Consider the following 17,278-nt stretch of genomic DNA (forward strand, 5'->3'; position numbering starts at 1 on the left):
CCGGTCTCTCCTCGGCGGTGTTCTATGCGATGCGCCGCAACGCAGGCCGTCCCGCGTTGCGGCGACCGCATTCTAGCCGAGTCGTGTGACGGTTATGTAAACGTTTTCGATACCGCGCGAAGAAGCCTCGCCGGAGGCTCGCCGAGCCCCCCGCCCCGGCCCCGCCGCTGCCGGCCTACGCCAGCGTCGCCGCCGCGAACTTGCCGATATCGGTGGCCGGATCGCGCAGCGCGTCGAGGTCGAGCGGCTTGCCCGAGCCCACGAGTTTCTTGCCGCAGAGAAAGTCGGGCATGGAGTTCACCGCGTCGACCGCAAGCAGCGTGCGGCCCGCGAGGTAGTACACCGCGAAGCGGCGCGCGGCCGGATCGCCGCGCACGACGGTTGCGTCGTAGCCTTCGTGCAGGCCCACCGTCTGCAGCTTGAGATCGTACTGATCGGACCAGAACCACGGGGCGTCGCAGGCCGGGCGCGGCTTGCCCACGATGGCCGCCGCCGCCAGCTTCGCCTGCTCCACGGCGTTGTGGACGCTTTCGAGCCGGCCCGTGCGGCCGTAATGCGCGAGCGGCCGGCTCGCGCAGTCGCCGATCGCGTAGATGTCGGGGTGGGAGGTACGGGCGTCGTCGTCCACCTGCACGCCGTTGGCGCAGACGAGGCCCGCCTGCTGCGCGAGCGCCACGTCGGGTGCAATGCCGATGCCGACCAGCGCGAGCGTGGCCGGCACGATCTCGCCGTTCGCGAGCTGCACGCCGGTCAGTGCGCCGGCCTCGCCCACGAAGGCCGCAATCTGGGCGCCCAGGCGCAGATCGACGCCTTTCGCGCGATGCTCGCCCGCATAGAACGCCGAAACGGTCTCGCCCGTCACGCGGCCCAGCACGCGCGGCGCCGCTTCGAGCACGGTCACGTCGTGGCCGAGCTGGCGCGCCGCCGCGGCGGCTTCGAGGCCGATATAGCCCGCGCCGATCACCACCAGCTTTTCGCCGGGCTTCACGCGCTCGCGCAGCACGTCGGCGTCGGCCAGCGAGCGCAGCGCCACCACGCCGTGCAGGTCGTGCCCGGGGATCGTCAACGCGCGCGGCACCGAACCCGTGGCCAGAATCAGCGTGTCCCAGGCGATCTGGCGGCCGTCGGCGAGCGTGAGCGTCTTGCCGGCGGCATCCAGTGCGGTGGCCGCCGCGCCGAGCACGAGTTCGATGCGGTTCTCGTCGTAGAACGCGCGCGGCTTGAGCCAGAGCCGCTCCACGTCGGCCTCGCCCTTCAGATAGGCCTTGCTGAGCGGCGGACGATGGTACGGCGGCACCGGCTCGGCGCCCACCAGCACGATCCGCCCTTCGAAACCGTATTGCCGCAACAGCGCCGCGGCGTTGCCGCCCGCATGCCCTGCCCCGACGATCACCACCGTGCTGCCCGCCCCTTCCATATCCGCTCCCTTGCGCGTATTCGATTCAGGAACGAGATCATCTCATGCCTTGGGATGGGCGCTGGAAATGCGCGCGAGCAGCGCGCGTAACGCCTCGCTCTTGGCGGCGCGATTCGCGCCCGCCGGCTTTTCGTCGCGTGGTCGCGCGCGGAATTATCCTCGCGCAAAGATTCGTCATCTCAAAAATTGCGCCGCGTTTCGCTATCTGCTCTAGTCATAAGTCCCAATCACGAAAATGGAAAAAATATGCCGTGGACTTATAGCCAGAGCAGCGGCCAGCTTAAACATAACGGTCTCCTTATGGGAGATGGTTATTCAGGACGGGGCGAGGGGAAAAATAACGCCGCCATGCAATCATCCTCAAACATTGGCCCGATTCCCCGGGGCAAATACCAGATCACCTCGCCATTTACGCACCCGCACGCCGGCCCCTACACCATGCGGCTACACCCCAAGCCCGGGACCATGACTTACGGCCGTAGCGGCTTCATGATTCACGGCGACAGCGTGGCTCACGCGAGGAACGCCTCGAAGGGCTGTATCATCCTCGCGCCGACACTCCGTCATCGAATCTGGCACAGCGGGGACAGAGACCTGGAGGTCGTGCAATGAGGTGCCATTTAGCGGTCCTGTTACTTTCGCTTCCCGGGCTATGCCTTGCCGGCGCACGATCCGGCTCGCCACCCTGCACGAACTGGCCGGAGAGCATGGCGTTAGTCCACCTGAAAAACGCGGGCATTACCGACCCGACGAAAATCGACGAGTCGAAAACCCGTATCGTGCAGCTCGCCTCGGAGAAAATCGGAAAGGATTTGTATCGCCAGATTTACGACATGACTTTCGTGGAGAAAGGCGGCACACGCTTTGAGGTCGTCACGTCCAATAAGGCGTCATGGCAGGAATGCTCAATGAGTGGCGTGGACGTTTTCGTCGTCTCCCGGCACCTCGGCGGTCCCGACCCGGCCGAAAGCCTCCCCGACACCGCGAAGTAGCGGCATAACGGCACAAGGCAACGGCACAACGAATGGACGGTCAGCCCAATTTTTGCAACCGTGAAGCGTGACCCAGGGTAGAAGGGCTTGCGCACGGGTATCCGGGCTCGAAATGGGCTCGGCTTGCGCCCGGCGCGGCATGTCCGCACGCACCACCACAACACGTCCCCCCATTTGTTGCGTCGCTCTCCCGGTGTGGCTCTCCTCGCCTGCCTGTTCAAGTCAATGAAAGTCTTGCAAGTTATATGTAAATGATATTGATTATCATTGTTGTTTTCATTGACTGAACTATGCCGGATGGGTACGATCTGACACTCGCCCGTTCCCGCGCCTCTCCCTCCGCACGCTGGCGCACGTGCTGATCCCTTCTGATCGACGAGTCAGGACATGAATATGTCTATGAACCCGATGCCGCAACCGGCCCACGCCGCCCAGGCTGCGCACCCGGCGCGCTACGACGCGATCGCGCGATTCTTCCATTGGGTGTTCGCGGCAGGCATCCTCTATACGAGCATTGCGGGCTACACCCTCGCGCAGCTTCCGGACGGCGCCGGGCGCGATGTTCTGTCGCACCTGAACATGTCGCTCGCCACCGTGCTCATCGCGCTCTTTCCGCTGCGCCTCGGCTGGTCCTTCGTGCGCACCGAACCGCACGCGCTGCCGGGCGTCCCGCGCTTGCAAAGGTTGCTGGCGCACGGGGTTCACGCGGCGATCTATGCGGTGCTCTTCGTCGTGCTCACGAGCGGCTTTCTGATGGTGCCGAAGGGCTATGCGTTCTTCGGTCTCTTCGAGATTCCCACGCCGTTCGCAAAAGGCCCGCTTACCGATGCGCTCTTCGTTGTGCATCGCATCGGTTGCGCGCTGCTTGTGGCGCTGATCGCGGTTCATGTGCTTGCGGTGGTCAAGCATCAGTTGATCGCACGCAACGACGTGTTGCGCAGGATGCTCTGAGCGCTCGATTGAAATCCGGCACGAGGGATATCGTGCGCGCGGCCAGCATTTCGAAGCACCCGCTGCATCTCCTGCAACAGCAGCACGTTCCACTATGTGAACCAAACTTCCGTATCGCGCCGCCACCGACTAGTCTTTAACCACATCAAAGGACTGGCCCATTGCCGGCGCATGGGCACCGGCGCGCGCGACCGGTCCGGGGAGACATCCATGGAGCTCGAAGCACGCACCATGAGGCGCGTGACGGCGCGGCTCGTGCCGTTCCTGATCGTCTGCTACTTCGTGGCCTATCTCGACCGCGTCAACGTGGGGTTCGCCGCCCTGCAGATGAACAAGGCGCTCGACCTCACCGCCAGTGCCTTCGGCTTCGGCGCCGGCATCTTCTTCATTGCCTATTTCTTCTTCGAAGTGCCTTCGAACCTGCTGCTCGAACGCTTCGGCGCGCGGCGCTGGATCGCGCGGATCATGTTCACGTGGGGCATCATCGCGGGCGCGATGGCCTTCATTCCCCAGCTTGCCCAGTGGAGCGGCATGTCGAACGCCCATGTGTTCTACACCTTGCGCGTGCTGCTGGGCATTGCCGAGGCGGGCTTCTTCCCCGGCATCATCTTTTTGCTCACGCTCTGGTTTCCGGCGAAATACCGGGCGCGCGTGGTGGGCTACTTCATGGCGGCCATTCCGCTTTCCACCGTGATAGGCGGCCCGGTTTCGGGCGCGCTGCTCTCGCTCAACGGCAAGGATGGACTGGCCGGCTGGCAGTGGGTCTACCTGATCGAGGCCGCGCCCGCGCTCGTGCTTTCGCTGGCCGTGCTGTTCTATCTGACCGACAAGCCCGCCGACGCCCACTGGCTCGCCAACGACGAACGCGACTGGCTCGTGAGACGCCAGGCCGAGGAGCGCCGCCACCGCGAAACCGTGCAGACGTTCCGCGTGATGGAAGCGCTCGTCAACCCGCGCGTGCTGGCCGTGGCGCTGATCTACTTCGGTGCGAATGCAACCAATTATGGCCTGAGCTTCTTCCTGCCGCAGATCGTCAAGTCGTTCGGGCTCACGAATCTGCAAACGGGCTTCGTCACGTCGCTGCCCTACGCCGTGGGCGTGATTTCGATGATCGTCTGGGGCCGCCATTCAGACCGGCGGCTCGAGCGCAAGCGCCATGTCGCAATCGCGCTCACCGTGGCGGCGGCCGGCATTGGCGCGGCCGCCGGGCTCGACAATCCGGTGCTGAAGATGCTGGCGCTTTCCGTTGCCGGCTTCGGGATCTTCGGCTGCCTGCCGGTGATCTGGACCTTGCCCGCCGCCTTCCTCTCCGGCGCGGCGGCGGCCGGCGGCATTGCCGCCGTCAATTCGCTCGGCAACCTGGCCGGCTTCTTCGGCCCCTATGCCATGGGCTGGATCAAGGACAGTACCGGCGGTTTCGGCGCGGGCTTGCTGTGCCTCGCCGGCGCGGGCCTCGTGGGTGCGGGCGCGGCGCTTGTTCTGCACCACAACCCGGCGCTCGAAGCGCTCGACTCTCTCGACGAAGCGGCACGGACCGGCCCGCACGAAGACGGCAGCGTGGTGAGGCCGTGAACCGCGCGAGCCGGAAGGCTCGCGCTCGCTTCGCTCAACCGTTCACGAGTTCCTTCGGCTGACGCAGCGCGAGCACCGCGCCCAGCAGCATGGCTGCCGCCACGAAGTACATGCCTGCGTTCGTGCTGTGCGTGACATCCTTCAGCCAGCCGATGATCGAGGGGCTCACGAAACCGGCCAGATTGCCGATCGAGTTGATCATGCCGATGGCCGCCGCGGCCGAGCCGCCCGCCAGCATGGCACTCGGGTAGGTCCAGAACACCGGCATCGTGGCGAGCATGCCGGCCGTTGCGACCGAAAGTGCCAGCAGCGCGAGCACGACGTTCGAGGCAAACACCGTGCTGAAGAAGAAGCCGAGCGCAGCCGCAATCGCCGCGAGGGCGAAGTGCCAGCGGCGCTCGCCCGTGCGGTCGGCGCGCTTCGCCACGCCGAGCATGCTGACCACGGCGCACGCATAGGGCACGGCGGTGAGCAGGCCCACGTCGAGTGCGCTCTTCACCCCGCTCGCCTTGATGAGCGTGGGCAGATAGAAGCTGATGCCGTAAAGGCCCATCATGCAGCAGAAGTAGATCACCGCCATGAGCCACACGCGGCCGTTGCTGAACACCGAACCGATGGACGCGTGGCCCTTGCCCGCCTGATCCTGCTCGATATTGCGCTCCAGCACGCGCTTTTCCTCGTTCGAGAGCCACTTTGCCGCGCGAATGCTGTTGGGCAGATAGAACAGCGTGATCACGCCGAGCACGGCGGAAGGCACCGCCTCGATCAGGAAGAGCCACTGCCAGTTCGACCAGCCGCCCACGCCCTGGAATGCCGAGAGAATCCAGCCGGAGAGCGGACCGCCCAGCACGCCCGCAATGGGAATGCCGATCATGAAGAGCGCGTTCATGCGGCTGCGCCGCGTGGCGGGGAACCAGTAGGTGAGGTAAAGGACGATGCCGGGGAAGAAGCCCGCTTCGGCCACGCCCAGCAGGAAACGCACGATATAGAACTGCGTGGGCGTCTTCACGAGCAGCGAGGCCGCCGAAATCACGGCCCAGGTGAGCATGATCCGCGCGATCCACACGCGGGCGCCCACGCGGTGCATGAGAATATTGCTTGGGACTTCGAAGAAAAAGTACCCGATAAAGAAAATCCCGGCACCGAGGCCATAGACGGTCTCGCTGAACTGCAGGTCGCTCAGCATCTGGAGCTTGGCAAAGCCCACGTTCACGCGGTCCAGATAGGCCGCGACGTAGCAAAGGAAGAGAAACGGCAGGAGGCGCAGTGTCGCCTTCGAATAGGCGCGCGCTTCCAGATTGAGAAGTTCGGCTCTGGACTGGCCGCTGGTAATGGTATTCATGGTCTCCACATGATCCGGATTCAACGCATTGCACAGGCACCATGCATAGGCAATGCAGGGCGCATGATACTAGCTACTTAAAACATTCGTTGTCAACACAATGTAAGTGAAGCCGCGCGAATTGCCGTCGAGGGCTAGAATCCCCTTCTTCGGTTTCGCCCGCCCGACGCCCAACCTCACCTCAGGAACCTCGCCATGACGAACGCTACGCTGCCCCGCCGCCCGCGCGTCTATCTCGCCGGCTTCGACGTGTTCCGCCTCGACGCCCGCGCATTCGGCGAACGCCTGCGCGAAGCGTGTGCCGAGTACGGATTCGAAGGCGTCTATCCGCTCGACGCCGAAGTGCCCGCCGACCTGGACGGCTCGCGCGCCGCGGCCTGGATCTATCGCTCGAACATCGACGCGATCCGCGGCGCCGATATCGTCATGGCCAACGTCGACGACTTTCGCGGGCCCGGCGAACCGGACTCGGGCACGGCGTTCGAGATCGGCTTCGCCGCGGCGCTGGGCAAAGAGGTCTGGGCCTATACGACCGATGCCGGCGCGCTGATCGAGCGCGTGCCCTCGCGCGCCATCCCGCAGGGGCGCGAATGTGCGAAAGGTTTTCTCGTGGAAGACTTCGGACTGCCGAAGAATCTGATGATCGCGTGTTCCGCGCGGATCGTGAACGGCGACGCGCGCGCCTGCCTCGCCGCGATGGCGGAAGGCCGCGAGGTGTGGCAGGGATAAACGCTATAGGCAGCATACCCGGCGCAATGCGGGCGCTTTGCCAGGATGAAACGAAAACGGGTCGATCGACCTGCCGGACGCCCTGCCCGAACGGCTCCGGCAACGCAATCCGGCAGGTCCCCTGACGATTACCAGCTATAGCGATAGCCCGCGTTTCCGGTCACGCCGTGAGCCGTCTGTCCACCGAGATTGTGGTTATAGTCAACGGCGGCATAGAACGCCCCACGCTTGCCGAACGTCGCGTTAATCCCCAGCCCCACCTCCATCCAGCTACGGGCGAAGTTGACGTTGAACGGCGACTCCCCGACTGTCGTTTGCCCCGGGGCGAGAAAATCGTGCAGCACATTGGCGCTCACATAAGGCCGGATCGTACTCGTGCTGCTCGCATTGGCCATGGCATCCGTGAACATGCGGAACCCGATCCGTCCGCGCAGCGCATTCGACACGGTCGATGAAATCGCCGAAACGTTGTCGCTGAACGCATTCAGGTGCATGTACTGCCAGGCGAGCTGCGCCTGCGGCTCAATCGCCAGCGGCAGGCTGGCAATCTGGAACGGCCTGCCGACTTCCTCGGAGATCGCGAGGGAATAGCCACCCTGGCCGGGCGTATTGCCGCCGTTGTCGTCGTACCGGTTGTGATAGTGCGAAACCTGCGCAACGCTATCGGAATACAAGCCGTTTGCCAGATAACGGGTGAAGTAGCCGCCCAGCGCCTGAACCTGGGTCTCGACAGAGCCGGTCGCCGTATCGCGCCCCGCATCGCCGCGCAACAAGTCGGAGAACGTCGCGGACGCGTTGCCGAAGGTGGCCGTGATACCCGCATGCGCGCTGCCTCCGGTTGCGGGAGCGCTCAGTGTCCAGTCGTTGCCGAACTGCACGAATGCACTGCGGGTATCGGCCGAGAAACGGTCCAGCGCGTCGCTCTGCGCATTCCAGGCATAGACGCGTCCCCATACGCCATGGGTATTCGATCCCGACTGGCGCTCCGCGCCCGGCACGTCGCCAACCCGCTGGTCGAGCCGGCCAAGCGTCGCAAAGCCGTAGTTTGCGTCGAGTTGCGGCGTCATCACGTAGCCGACGGTGGCCGGCCGGTAGGCCACGGGTGCGTCGGCGGGCGGCAACACATTCGTCACGGGCGGCGACGAGCCGCCGTCCCCGTCCGGCCCCTGCGGCGGCGACGGCGGCGCCTCTTCGAGGGTCGAACGCAGATACCAGTTGCCGCTCGATGCATCCGCGCCCACGCCGCCCTTGTACAAGGTGTATTCGTAGGCCCCCGCCTGAACCGTTCCGGCCTGGGTGAACTGGCCGTTCGATGCGCCGTCGACCTGGACCAACTTGATGCCGTCGCCCGTGGTCTGTGCGCCAAGGCCGCCCGTGTTGGTCACCTGCACGCCGGTGCTGCCGGAGGTCGAACCCGCTACGTGCAGCAGGTCCGTTACCGACGACGAATCGCCGAGAGCCGTATTCATCGCCAGCAGGCCGCCATTGCCCACGTAGTCGCCTGCCACGTTCAATGTGGTTCCGGCCGTCTGCCCGAACCGGATCGTGCCGCCGTTGGCCAGTCCGCCCACCGTCTGGCCAAACCCGTTTAGGTCCAGCATGGCACCGGGATTGACGTTAAAACTCGAGGCAGAGCTGAAAACGTCCGCCGCCCCGGCCTGCAGCGTACCCTCGTTGACGTTGGTCGCGCCCAGGTAGCTGCCGGAGCCCGCGAGGGTCAAGACCCCGTTGCCGACCTTGGTCAGCGAGCCGGAACCGCTCAGGGCAGCATCCAGCGCTGCATCGAAGCCGTTCGTGTCGAACGTGCCGCCGCCGGCGGCCAGTACCGCGCTGCCCGCATTGATCTGGGCAGGCGACAGGAAATGAATCGTGCCGTTGTCCAGCGTGAGAGTCGTCAGATTCGACGCGCCGGGTACGTTCCAGACCGATCCGTTCTGCAAGGTGGCGTTGAGCGTGGAGGACGAATCCGCATTCGTTGCGCCGGTCAGGGTCGAGGCATCCGCGACGACATTCAGGACGCCTCCATTGATGGCTTCCAGGGCGTTTGCCCCCGCCGACACGGTCGAGCCGGTCAGCGTGGCATTGAGTGTCGCGTTGTCCGCCAGCAAGCCGTCTGCCTGCGCCGACACCAGCGTGCTATCGCTGATGTTTGCGATGGCCGGGGCCGTGGTGTCGAAGAAGGTGGCATAGAGCGCATCCGAGCCCGCGCCGCTTGCCGAGAGCATGCCGTTCGAGAACGACAGGCTGGCGCCGCCCGTCAGATAAGCGGCGGGAGCAGCCGCGCCGCTGGTGCTCGCCTGCAGTCCGCTCGCGACAATGGTGGGGGCATTCGTGCCGGAATCGCTGGACGTTGCGGGCATGCCGGCGACCAGCAGGGCGGACGCCGCATCCCCCAAGGTCTTGATGGTGCCGCCCTGAATCGCGGTCTGCGCGCCGAAGATCGACTCGACGCCGAAACTGCCCGCGCCTGCCGTATTGACGTTGACATCGGTCACCTTCAGCGTCGCATTGTCCGATGCCAGCAAGCCGGCCGAGCTGTCGCCCAGCGTGGTGACCGAGCTGCCGGAGATGACCGTGGTATCGGACGTCGAGCCGTCGCCGATGACACCCTGCGAGCCAATCAGCACACCTGGAGCCTTGGCGCCGGTCGTGCTGATGGAAACGCCATCGAGGGTCATCAGGCCGCCTGCCTGATTGTAGGCACCCGCGCTTGCATTCCCCGAGGTCAGGACCACGGTTCCGCTTGCCGACAGGTTGCTGTTCGTCCCGATGTTGTACAGGCCATAGGCATACTGTCCGCTGGTCGTCGCGCTGCCGCCCTGCACGGTGACGGTGCTGTTGTTGTTGGCTTCGATGGCGGCGGCCCAGTCGCCCTTGGTCTGCACCGAGGTATCGTCAAGCGACAGCGCGGCATTGCTTCGCGAAGCCATGGCGCCGTTTGCCTGGTAACCGGTCGTACTGATGACGCTCCGGCTCAGCGAAATGCTGCCGCCATCGGCTGCGCTCGCACCGTGTGCGCTCGAGCCGGTTGTCAGCAAGGTGACCTGCGACCCGCTCACCACGCTGCCGTTTTGCGCCAGCAACGCATACTGGGCCGGATTCGACGTCATGTAGGTGCCGGAGGCGGTCTTTGTCGAACCATCCTGGACCCAAAGCTGCGCGTGAGCCAACGGGGAGATCAGCAGTGCCGCCGCGATGGCAGCGCTTCGCCGGGGAAACGGGGCAAACGCTCCGCCTGCGTGACGGCATTGCACCCGATGTCGAGCATGCCTGAGCGATTGACGTGGCAGGGTGTAATCTCTACTGCTCATCTTCTTCCTTTCTTTTTGTGCTATCTGGAAAGAGGGAGTCCGGAAGCTGGACCCGTTACGGTCTCTTCCGTCGTCCTTGGAGAGGCGAATTGCCGGGCAACTTACGGCGCGGGAAAGCGATGCTTATGCCGCCCTGGCCCGCCCACCAGTTTCAGTATTTTGGTTCGCCACTCAATCAGACTGGTCAGGAAAGGGGCGACGAAACAGGAAATGAGATCAGAGTTAGCCCCGAAAGCCCGCGCAATGCGGGTTCTTCGCGCTCATGGACACAGGAAGTAGCGGTATCGCCAGGCGAACGACGCGGCGTGAATTGCCAATCAATCGTTTTATATAGGAATGCAGAATAAATGGCTTGCGCCACGCGCATCATGAACAACCACAAGGCGCGCGCCGGCCTCGCGGCCATGACGCACGGCCGCGAGGCGAGAGAGACAACCGTTATCGCCGGCAGAACCGGCGCAAGGCGAACGCCCTAGTGATGCATCGCGCTCAGCGTATTCATGCGCTGCAGCGCGCGAATGCGGGCGATGGCCGGCTGGTCCGCCACCGCGCTCTGGTAGAGCTTCGCCAGATCGCCCTTGAGTGCGGTGCGCGAGGCGTTGTCGAGATAAACCATGTGCCCGGAAGGATAGAAGCGCGCACTCAGGTTGTCGCGCACCTTCTGGTCGGCGAGCGGCATCTTCTGCAGATCGATCACGGTCTGATAGAACGGCGTGACGAAGTCGTAATAGCCGTTGGCCGAAAGCACCCGCAAATCGGGATTCAGCGCCATGACCGCGGCCAGGTCGCCGGCCGTGTAGAGAATCACGTTGCCCTGCGCGTCGATGCCCTTTTGCGCGCCCGTGGGATCGATGTGGCTGAAATTCCAGTTCTGAAACGCCTGGTCGTTGAGGTCGGTGAACGACGAATTGGTGCGGAATTTGAGCTGCTCGTTGAGGTAGCTGTTCCACATCGCCGTGTAGACCCCGGTCACGGCCGTCATGGTGGGATCGTTGCCGCCCGAGTTCGGGTCGATCTTGCCGGCAATGCCGGTGTCGATGGCCGTCACGCGGCCGTCGTAGGCGCCCAGCGCCACGCCCTTGCTCTTGAGCAGCGTGGTGAGGAAGAGCGAGTTGCCGCGGTTGTCGTAGGCGGCGATGTCGAGGTTCCAGGACGAAAGCGTTTGCGTATCGATGCCCGTGTACTGCGAGAGCGTCCTGAGCGCCGCGGTGATTGCCGGATCCTTCGCATCGGGAAACTTCGCGAGCGCCTCGCGGTAATCCGTGCGCGAGAACTGCGCGACCTGCGCCGCGAACGCCTGCAGATCCTTCGGCTTCGGGCTCACGCCCAGACGGTCGTGATACCACGCGTCCGCCGCGGCCGTGGGCAACGCGCCCACGGGATTGCCGCTTTGCGTGTAATCGAGTATCGACGATTGCAGCGTGACGCCGTTCAGGTCCACGCCGTCTTCGTGCAGGCGGTAGGCCAGTACGCAGCTGCGCGCCGTGCCGTACGACTCGCCATAGAGAAACTTGGGCGAATTCCAGCGGTCGTTGGCCGTGAGGTAGCGCTTGATGAACTGCTTGAGCGAATCGGCGTCCTGATCGACGCCCCAGAAGTCGCGGTTGTGATGCGGCGCGATGGCCGCCGAATAGCCCGTGCCCACCGGATTGACGAAGACGAGATCGCTGCGGTCGAGCAGGCTGTCCGGATTGTCTTCGAGCGTATAGGGCGCGGGCGGCGTGAAGCCCGGCATCGCGGTCTTGATGCGCTTCGGCGCGAACGACCCCAGCAGCACGAACACCGACGAAGAGCCCGGGCCGCCGTTGTAGAAGAACGTGACGGGCCGCTCCTGCGCACTCTCGCCGTCTTTCGTGAACGCCACGTAGAAGATCTTCGCGTTGGGCTGCGAGCTGCTGGGGTCCACGGTCACGAGGTGCCCGGCCGTCGCCGTGTAGGGCAGTGCCTTGCCGCCCAGCGCCATGGCGTGATGCGTGATGGCGGCGTTCTCGGTCATGTCGGTGACGAAGTCGTCGGGGCCCATGCCGTAGGCCGTGGGATCGAAGCACGGCACATCCGCCGGGCTGCGATGCCTGCCGTTGCCGGCGGCGGGCGGATGGCCGCTGCCGTCCCCCTGGCCGCTGCCCTGCGTGGACGAAGCGGGGTCGTTCATGTCTTCTCCTTGCGCGCTGTGTTCCTGCTTTGCCTTTCCACCGGACCGTCGACACGCCTTCGACATCCTCGCAACGCAGCTTCCCGGGCCCGCACGCCGGCCGTTCGCAACCGGCGCGCAACCCATCCTACGCCGATGCGAGTACCGCAGCCACTTTGCTGCCCACCGGCGTGCCGAGTCCCGTGCAGGCGTCCCACCCCGGCGCTGCCGAATAGTCGCCGTTGTTGCCGCTCGTCACGTCGTTGAACGCGCCGGGCTGCGCGTAGAGCAGCGCGTTCACGAAGCCCACGGGCTTGCCGCGCGCAGCGTTCGCGCGCGCGATCAGCGCGGCCCACAGCGGGGCCACCGCGCTCGTGCCACCCACCACGGTGTCCGTGCCGTCGATGCGTACCGCGTAGCCCGATTCCGGATCCGCGTCCGCGGACACGTCGGGCACGCCGCGGCGCACGAGCGCCCCGGCGCCGCCATTGCGATGCACGACCGAGAGCCCCTTTTGCCACGCGGGCAACGCAAAGGTCGCGCTCACGCCGCCGCCCGTCGCGCCGTCTTCGGCGCCGCCATTCCACACGGTCTCGCTCACGATGCGGCTGCCCGAGGCTGTTACGTGCGTGCCGCCGCAGCCCAGCGCATACGGGCTCGATGCGGGGAAGTCCACATGGTCGGCGCCATCGGAAACGCCGTCCGAGGAACCGCTGTCGCCGGCGGCCGCGCAGACCGTCACGCCGAGCGCCACGGCCGTCTCCAGCGCATCGTTGAGCGCCGAAAGCGTCTGCTGCGACCACGACGATTCCGGCGCGCCCCAACTGATCGAAATGACCGAGGGCTTGCGCGCGTTGTCGTGCAGCGCGGCGCTCACGCCATCGACGAAACCTGCCTCGCTGTTGGGCGAAAAGTACACGGCGATCAGCGCGGCCGGCGCGAGCGCACCGGCGATTTCCACATCGAGCGTGACTTCGCCGTCCGGGCCGTTGGGGTCGCCCGTGGGAGCGTTGTTCGCGCCGTCCACCGGCACGGCTTCCACGGTCGGCATCGGCACGCCGAGCGCACCGAAATAGCTCGCGAGATCGGACTCGCTGTAGCCGCCGCCCATTTCGATCAGCGCGATGCATTCGCCCTTGCCGTCGCCGGGCGGGAAGTCGTAGAGCGCGGCGATCTGCAGCGGCGTGAACGAAGCGGCCGCGGCGCGCGCCGCGCGGATGGGAGGACGAATGGGGGCACCCAGGCGAAAGTGCGGCTGCGCCTTCGCGCGGTTGTCGAAACCGAGCACGGCCGTGACGACGTCGCGCACGCCCTCGGGCACCTGCACCGGGCTGCCCGGCTGCCGGTAGTGATACGTGGACTGGCCCACCTGATGCGCGAAGCGCTTCAGATCGACGCCGAACGCCGCGCCGTACTGCTGCACGGTGCCGGAAAGCACGACGCGGCGCGCGGCCGCATCGGCCAGCACCACGTTCAGACCGTGGGCCGCGGCGAAGCGCTTCACCTGCGCGATGTCCTCGGGCGCCGCGCCGAAGCGCTTGTCGTAGGCCTCGCGCGAAAGCGGCTGGACCGACGGGTCGCGCGCCGTCAAGCCTTCAACCAGCGTGCGAAACGCCGCCTGCTGCTGGCGCCGCAGCACCAGCACGATCTCGAAGCGCTCTGCGGGATCGCATGCGCCAACGCATGTCGCGCCGGCCGTCACCGGATGATCGCCGCCTGTCTGGGGATGCCTCGTCATGGCTTGTTCTCCTTTGCTTCGAGTTTGCGATGCGCGCCTGCCGGCCGTCCGGCACGCCACCGCCCGGGCGGGTTCCCACTGCCTCCCCGGCTTCGCCGCGCGCGAAACGGCCTGTATGCCAAGGCTTGATTCATTCACCGCGCATGACACGTGTTCACAGCCGGTTCCGGCGTGCGCGCCGATGTGTTCATGCAGGCAAACATATCGCGCGCCGCAACTCCCGTTCCCGGGCCACTCGCCGTGCCTGCACGTGCGCCCGCATACATATGAAGTTTGTTATACCGGCGATAACACGGCGAAATATTTCCGGAGTATTTGGCTTCGGACCATGCGTCATCCATCCCTGCCCTTTTACCGGAGATCTCATGAAACAACGCATGGCCCGCGCCCTGCGCGCCTCCCGCACTACACTCGCCGCGCTTGCCACGGCCGTTACCGCGCTCACGCTCGGCGCCGCTGCGGCGCACGCGGAGCCGATGGGCGTCGCCTTCGTCTACCTCGGCAACCCGGGCGACGCCGGCTGGACCTACGCGCACGAACAGGGCGTGAAGGCCATCGAGGCGCAGTTCGGCGACAAGATCAAGGTCACGCGGGTGGAGAACGTGCCCGAATCGGCGGATTCCGAACGCGTGTTCCGCGACCTCGCCGCCAAGGGCAACAAGATCGTCGTGGGCACGAGCTTCGGTTTTCAGGACTTCGAACTGAAAGTGGCGAAGGACTATCCCGATAGCGTCTTCATGCATGCCACCGGCTTCAAGAAGGCTCCGAACTTCGCGACCTACGACGTGCGGACCTATCAGAGCGCGTATCTCGCGGGCCTCGTGGCGGGCTATACGTCGAAGACGGGCACGCTCGGCTTCGTGGCCTCGGTACCCGTACCCGAGGTGGTGCGCAACATCAACGCATTCACCCTGGGCGCGCGCTCGGTGAATCCCAAGGCACGCGTGAAGGTCATCTGGATCAATAGCTGGTTCGATCCGGGCCTCGAAAAGCAGGCCGCGGAAACGCTGATCGGCCAGGGCGCCGACGTGCTGATCCAGAACACCGACTCCACCGCCACCATGCAGACGGCCGAGCAGAAGAAGGTTCATGCGTTCGGCTGGGATTCGGACATGAAGAAGTTCGGCCCCCATGCGCAACTGGGCGCCTGCGTGAGCTACTGGGGCGTGTATTACGCGCACCTGGTCCAGCAGGTGATGTCGGGCACCTGGACGAACGCCCCCGTGTGGTGGGGGCTGAAAGAGAAGGCGATCGACCTCGCCGACATCAACACCGACGCGGTCCCGCCCGCCGCGCTCAAGGCACTCGCGGCGAAGCGCGAGGCCATCGTGGACGGCAGCTTCGACCCGTTCGCGGGCCCGCTTGCGGACCAGAGCGGCACGATCCGCGTGGCGGCGGGCAAGTCGCTCTCCGACCCCGAACTGCAACGGCTCAACTGGTTCGTGCAAGGCGTGGACGGCACCGTGCCCAAATAAGCACGGCACGTCCCGCGCGCGGCGGCTTCGCAACCCTGCGGCGCCGCCGCTTCGTTCGCGTTACGCCGCGGCGGCCAGCGCAGCCGGCAGGTGGCTCTGCAAATACGCTTCGAACTCGTCCTTCACCTCGGGGTGGCGCAGCGCAAACTCCACCGTCGCCTTCAGGTAGCCAAGCTTGCTGCCGCAATCGAAACGCGTGCCCATGTAGCGATAAGCCAGCACCTGCTCCTCGGTGAGGAGCGACTGCAGCGCGTCGGTAAGCTGGAGCTCGCCGCCCGTGCCGGGCTTGAGCGCGCGCAGATGATCGAAGATGGTGGGCATCAGTACGTAGCGCCCCACCACGCCCAGATTCGAAGGCGCCACTTCTGGCGCCGGCTTTTCGACGATGCCCGCGAGCTTGAACACGTCCTCTTCCCACTCGCGCCCATCGACCACGCCATACGACGCGCTGTTCTCGCGCGCGATGGTCTCCACGCCCACCACCGAGCTGTGATAGTGGTTGAACACGTCCACGAGCTGCCGCATGACGGGCTTGGGGCTGTAAAGCAGGTCGTCGGCGAGAATCACGGCGAACGGGCCGCCGCCCACGAGCTTTTCCGCGCACAGCACGGCATGGCCGAGCCCCAGCGCTTCGGCCTGGCGCACGTAGAAGCAGTCCACGTGGCTCGGCTTGATACTGCGCACGAGATCGAGCAGCTTGTCCTTGCGGCGCGCTTCGAGCTCGGCTTCGATCTCGTAGGACTTGTCGAAATGATCTTCGATCGCCCGTTTGCTGCGGCCGGTCACGAATATCATCTCCGTGATGCCGGCGGCGATCGCCTCTTCCACCGCGTACTGGATCAGCGGCTTGTCGACGATCGGCAGCATTTCCTTCGGGCTGGCCTTGGTCGCCGGCAGGAAGCGCGTACCGAGGCCCGCCACAGGAAATACCGCTTTCGTTACTTTCAGCATGATGTTCATTCCCAGATCGATCGTTTGAGTGACGGCCTCGCCGCAAGGCGAAGCCGGCGGCCCCGAGGGTTCGATAGTGCAATTTTTATAGGGACGGCGCCGGATTCGCGCTGCCATCCACAAGCGTGAAAGGCAACGTAAATCCGTAAATCGGTATTGAAAAGGATCGGCGGAAATTATTGCCATTCATTGCGAATATTCGGCATGAATTTCCTGAAATTCCCGCAACGTTGTGGCACGCATTCCGCGATGCGCGCGAATGAAGGGTGCGTGCCGGCGCACGCAGTCTACTCGACATCTTCGACCGTGGGCACCTTGCCGGAGCGCGCACGCACACGCCGGATAGGCTCGTTGCGCAAGGCTTCGCGGTAGGCCGACACGGCGACCAGGATCAACAGCACGGCAACGCCGGCTAGCAAGTGCAGGTTCATCGAAATCTCCAGCGCCTATATAAACCACCAGAACAACCGGATGCCGCAGGGAGCAGCGGGGGATCAGCAGGCAAGCCTTTTAAAATTAGCATCACAAATTCCACAAATAAACTGGTTTACCCGAATTCCGATTTTTTTATGCCTTTCGATATTTTTCGAATAACCATGCGGAATGCAAGGGCGAATACATTTTGAAAATCTTTCGCATAATTTCGGGCCGCCGCGCACCTATGATCGC

13 protein-coding genes are annotated in these 17,278 nt (G+C 64.9%); 6 read left to right on the forward strand and 7 right to left on the reverse strand.

What is annotated here, in order from left to right; translation table 11 throughout:
* Positions 1-175: 175 nt before the first annotated feature.
* The gene (locus BFE01S_RS09260; protein ID WP_028225241.1) at positions 176-1,417 is read right to left on the reverse strand and encodes an NAD(P)/FAD-dependent oxidoreductase; all 1,242 of its coding nucleotides are present in this window, start codon (positions 1,415-1,417) and stop codon (positions 176-178) included.
* 300 nt (positions 1,418-1,717) lie between these two features.
* On the opposite strand from BFE01S_RS09260, the gene BFE01S_RS09270 reads away from it, so the two are divergent.
* The 4 genes from BFE01S_RS09270 to BFE01S_RS38040 all read left to right on the forward strand — a co-directional run bounded on the left by BFE01S_RS09270 (position 1,718) and on the right by BFE01S_RS38040 (position 4,932).
* Entirely contained in the window at positions 1,718-2,029 is a 312-nt protein-coding gene (locus BFE01S_RS09270) for a tlde1 domain-containing protein (RefSeq protein ID WP_281177397.1), read from the forward strand.
* 95 nt (positions 2,030-2,124) lie between these two features.
* The gene (locus BFE01S_RS09275; RefSeq protein ID WP_245621071.1) at positions 2,125-2,409 is read left to right on the forward strand and encodes a hypothetical protein; all 285 of its coding nucleotides are present in this window, start codon (positions 2,125-2,127) and stop codon (positions 2,407-2,409) included.
* A 387-nt stretch (positions 2,410-2,796) separates the two neighbouring features.
* Entirely contained in the window at positions 2,797-3,360 is a 564-nt protein-coding gene (locus BFE01S_RS09280; RefSeq protein WP_245621072.1) for a cytochrome b, read from the forward strand.
* Between the two features lie 210 nt (positions 3,361-3,570).
* Positions 3,571-4,932: an MFS transporter gene (locus tag BFE01S_RS38040; protein ID WP_042337453.1), complete on the forward strand. Its 1,362-nt coding sequence runs from the start codon at positions 3,571-3,573 to the stop codon at positions 4,930-4,932.
* 34 nt (positions 4,933-4,966) lie between these two features.
* Here BFE01S_RS38040 and BFE01S_RS09290 read toward each other — a convergent pair whose 3' ends face one another.
* The gene (locus BFE01S_RS09290) at positions 4,967-6,274 is read right to left on the reverse strand and encodes an MFS transporter (protein WP_028225245.1); all 1,308 of its coding nucleotides are present in this window, start codon (positions 6,272-6,274) and stop codon (positions 4,967-4,969) included.
* Positions 6,275-6,469: 195 nt separating this feature from the next.
* Between BFE01S_RS09290 and BFE01S_RS38045 the strand changes: the two genes are divergently transcribed.
* Entirely contained in the window at positions 6,470-7,003 is a 534-nt protein-coding gene (locus tag BFE01S_RS38045) for a nucleoside 2-deoxyribosyltransferase (RefSeq protein ID WP_042337393.1), read from the forward strand.
* A gap of 128 nt (positions 7,004-7,131) precedes the next feature.
* Here BFE01S_RS38045 and BFE01S_RS38050 read toward each other — a convergent pair whose 3' ends face one another.
* The 3 genes from BFE01S_RS38050 to BFE01S_RS09310 form a co-directional block, all read right to left on the reverse strand.
* Positions 7,132-10,113 (reverse strand): autotransporter family protein, encoded by a 2,982-nt coding sequence (locus BFE01S_RS38050; RefSeq protein ID WP_052420837.1) that lies wholly within the window; start codon positions 10,111-10,113, stop codon positions 7,132-7,134.
* 673 nt (positions 10,114-10,786) lie between these two features.
* A complete protein-coding gene (locus BFE01S_RS38055; RefSeq protein ID WP_042337394.1) occupies positions 10,787-12,466 on the reverse strand; it encodes a S10 family peptidase in 1,680 nt (559 codons plus the stop codon).
* A gap of 127 nt (positions 12,467-12,593) precedes the next feature.
* The gene (locus tag BFE01S_RS09310) at positions 12,594-14,183 is read right to left on the reverse strand and encodes a S53 family peptidase (protein WP_028225246.1); all 1,590 of its coding nucleotides are present in this window, start codon (positions 14,181-14,183) and stop codon (positions 12,594-12,596) included.
* Positions 14,184-14,548: 365 nt separating this feature from the next.
* Between BFE01S_RS09310 and BFE01S_RS09315 the strand changes: the two genes are divergently transcribed.
* A complete protein-coding gene (locus BFE01S_RS09315; protein WP_028225247.1) occupies positions 14,549-15,658 on the forward strand; it encodes a BMP family ABC transporter substrate-binding protein in 1,110 nt (369 codons plus the stop codon).
* A 60-nt stretch (positions 15,659-15,718) separates the two neighbouring features.
* Here BFE01S_RS09315 and galU read toward each other — a convergent pair whose 3' ends face one another.
* Both galU and BFE01S_RS44980 read right to left on the reverse strand, forming a co-directional pair.
* Positions 15,719-16,609: a UTP--glucose-1-phosphate uridylyltransferase GalU gene (gene galU, locus BFE01S_RS09320; RefSeq protein ID WP_028225248.1), complete on the reverse strand. Its 891-nt coding sequence runs from the start codon at positions 16,607-16,609 to the stop codon at positions 15,719-15,721.
* Between the two features lie 287 nt (positions 16,610-16,896).
* Positions 16,897-17,040 (reverse strand): hypothetical protein, encoded by a 144-nt coding sequence (locus tag BFE01S_RS44980; RefSeq protein ID WP_169742612.1) that lies wholly within the window; start codon positions 17,038-17,040, stop codon positions 16,897-16,899.
* Positions 17,041-17,278 lie beyond the last annotated feature (238 nt).

It is taken from the genome of Paraburkholderia ferrariae NBRC 106233 (assembly GCF_000685035.1).
GTDB lineage: Bacteria > Pseudomonadota > Gammaproteobacteria > Burkholderiales > Burkholderiaceae > Paraburkholderia > Paraburkholderia ferrariae.

Excerpts from the sequence above, each read along its gene's own strand:
- BFE01S_RS09260 (WP_028225241.1), bottom strand. The coding sequence starts at position 1,417 with ATGGAAGGGGCGGGCAGCACGGTGGTGATCGTCGGGGCAGGGCATGCG.
- BFE01S_RS09270 (WP_281177397.1), top strand. The coding sequence starts at position 1,718 with ATGGGAGATGGTTATTCAGGACGGGGCGAGGGGAAAAATAACGCCGCC.
- BFE01S_RS09275 (WP_245621071.1), top strand. The coding sequence starts at position 2,125 with ATGGCGTTAGTCCACCTGAAAAACGCGGGCATTACCGACCCGACGAAA.
- BFE01S_RS09280 (WP_245621072.1), top strand. The coding sequence starts at position 2,797 with ATGAATATGTCTATGAACCCGATGCCGCAACCGGCCCACGCCGCCCAG.
- BFE01S_RS38040 (WP_042337453.1), top strand. The coding sequence starts at position 3,571 with ATGGAGCTCGAAGCACGCACCATGAGGCGCGTGACGGCGCGGCTCGTG.
- BFE01S_RS09290 (WP_028225245.1), bottom strand. The coding sequence starts at position 6,274 with ATGAATACCATTACCAGCGGCCAGTCCAGAGCCGAACTTCTCAATCTG.
- BFE01S_RS38045 (WP_042337393.1), top strand. The coding sequence starts at position 6,470 with ATGACGAACGCTACGCTGCCCCGCCGCCCGCGCGTCTATCTCGCCGGC.
- BFE01S_RS38050 (WP_052420837.1), bottom strand. The coding sequence starts at position 10,113 with ATGACGTCGAATCCGGCCCAGTATGCGTTGCTGGCGCAAAACGGCAGC.
- BFE01S_RS38055 (WP_042337394.1), bottom strand. The coding sequence starts at position 12,466 with ATGAACGACCCCGCTTCGTCCACGCAGGGCAGCGGCCAGGGGGACGGC.
- BFE01S_RS09310 (WP_028225246.1), bottom strand. The coding sequence starts at position 14,183 with ATGACGAGGCATCCCCAGACAGGCGGCGATCATCCGGTGACGGCCGGC.
- BFE01S_RS09315 (WP_028225247.1), top strand. The coding sequence starts at position 14,549 with ATGAAACAACGCATGGCCCGCGCCCTGCGCGCCTCCCGCACTACACTC.
- galU (WP_028225248.1), bottom strand. The coding sequence starts at position 16,609 with ATGCTGAAAGTAACGAAAGCGGTATTTCCTGTGGCGGGCCTCGGTACG.
- BFE01S_RS44980 (WP_169742612.1), bottom strand. The coding sequence starts at position 17,040 with ATGAACCTGCACTTGCTAGCCGGCGTTGCCGTGCTGTTGATCCTGGTC.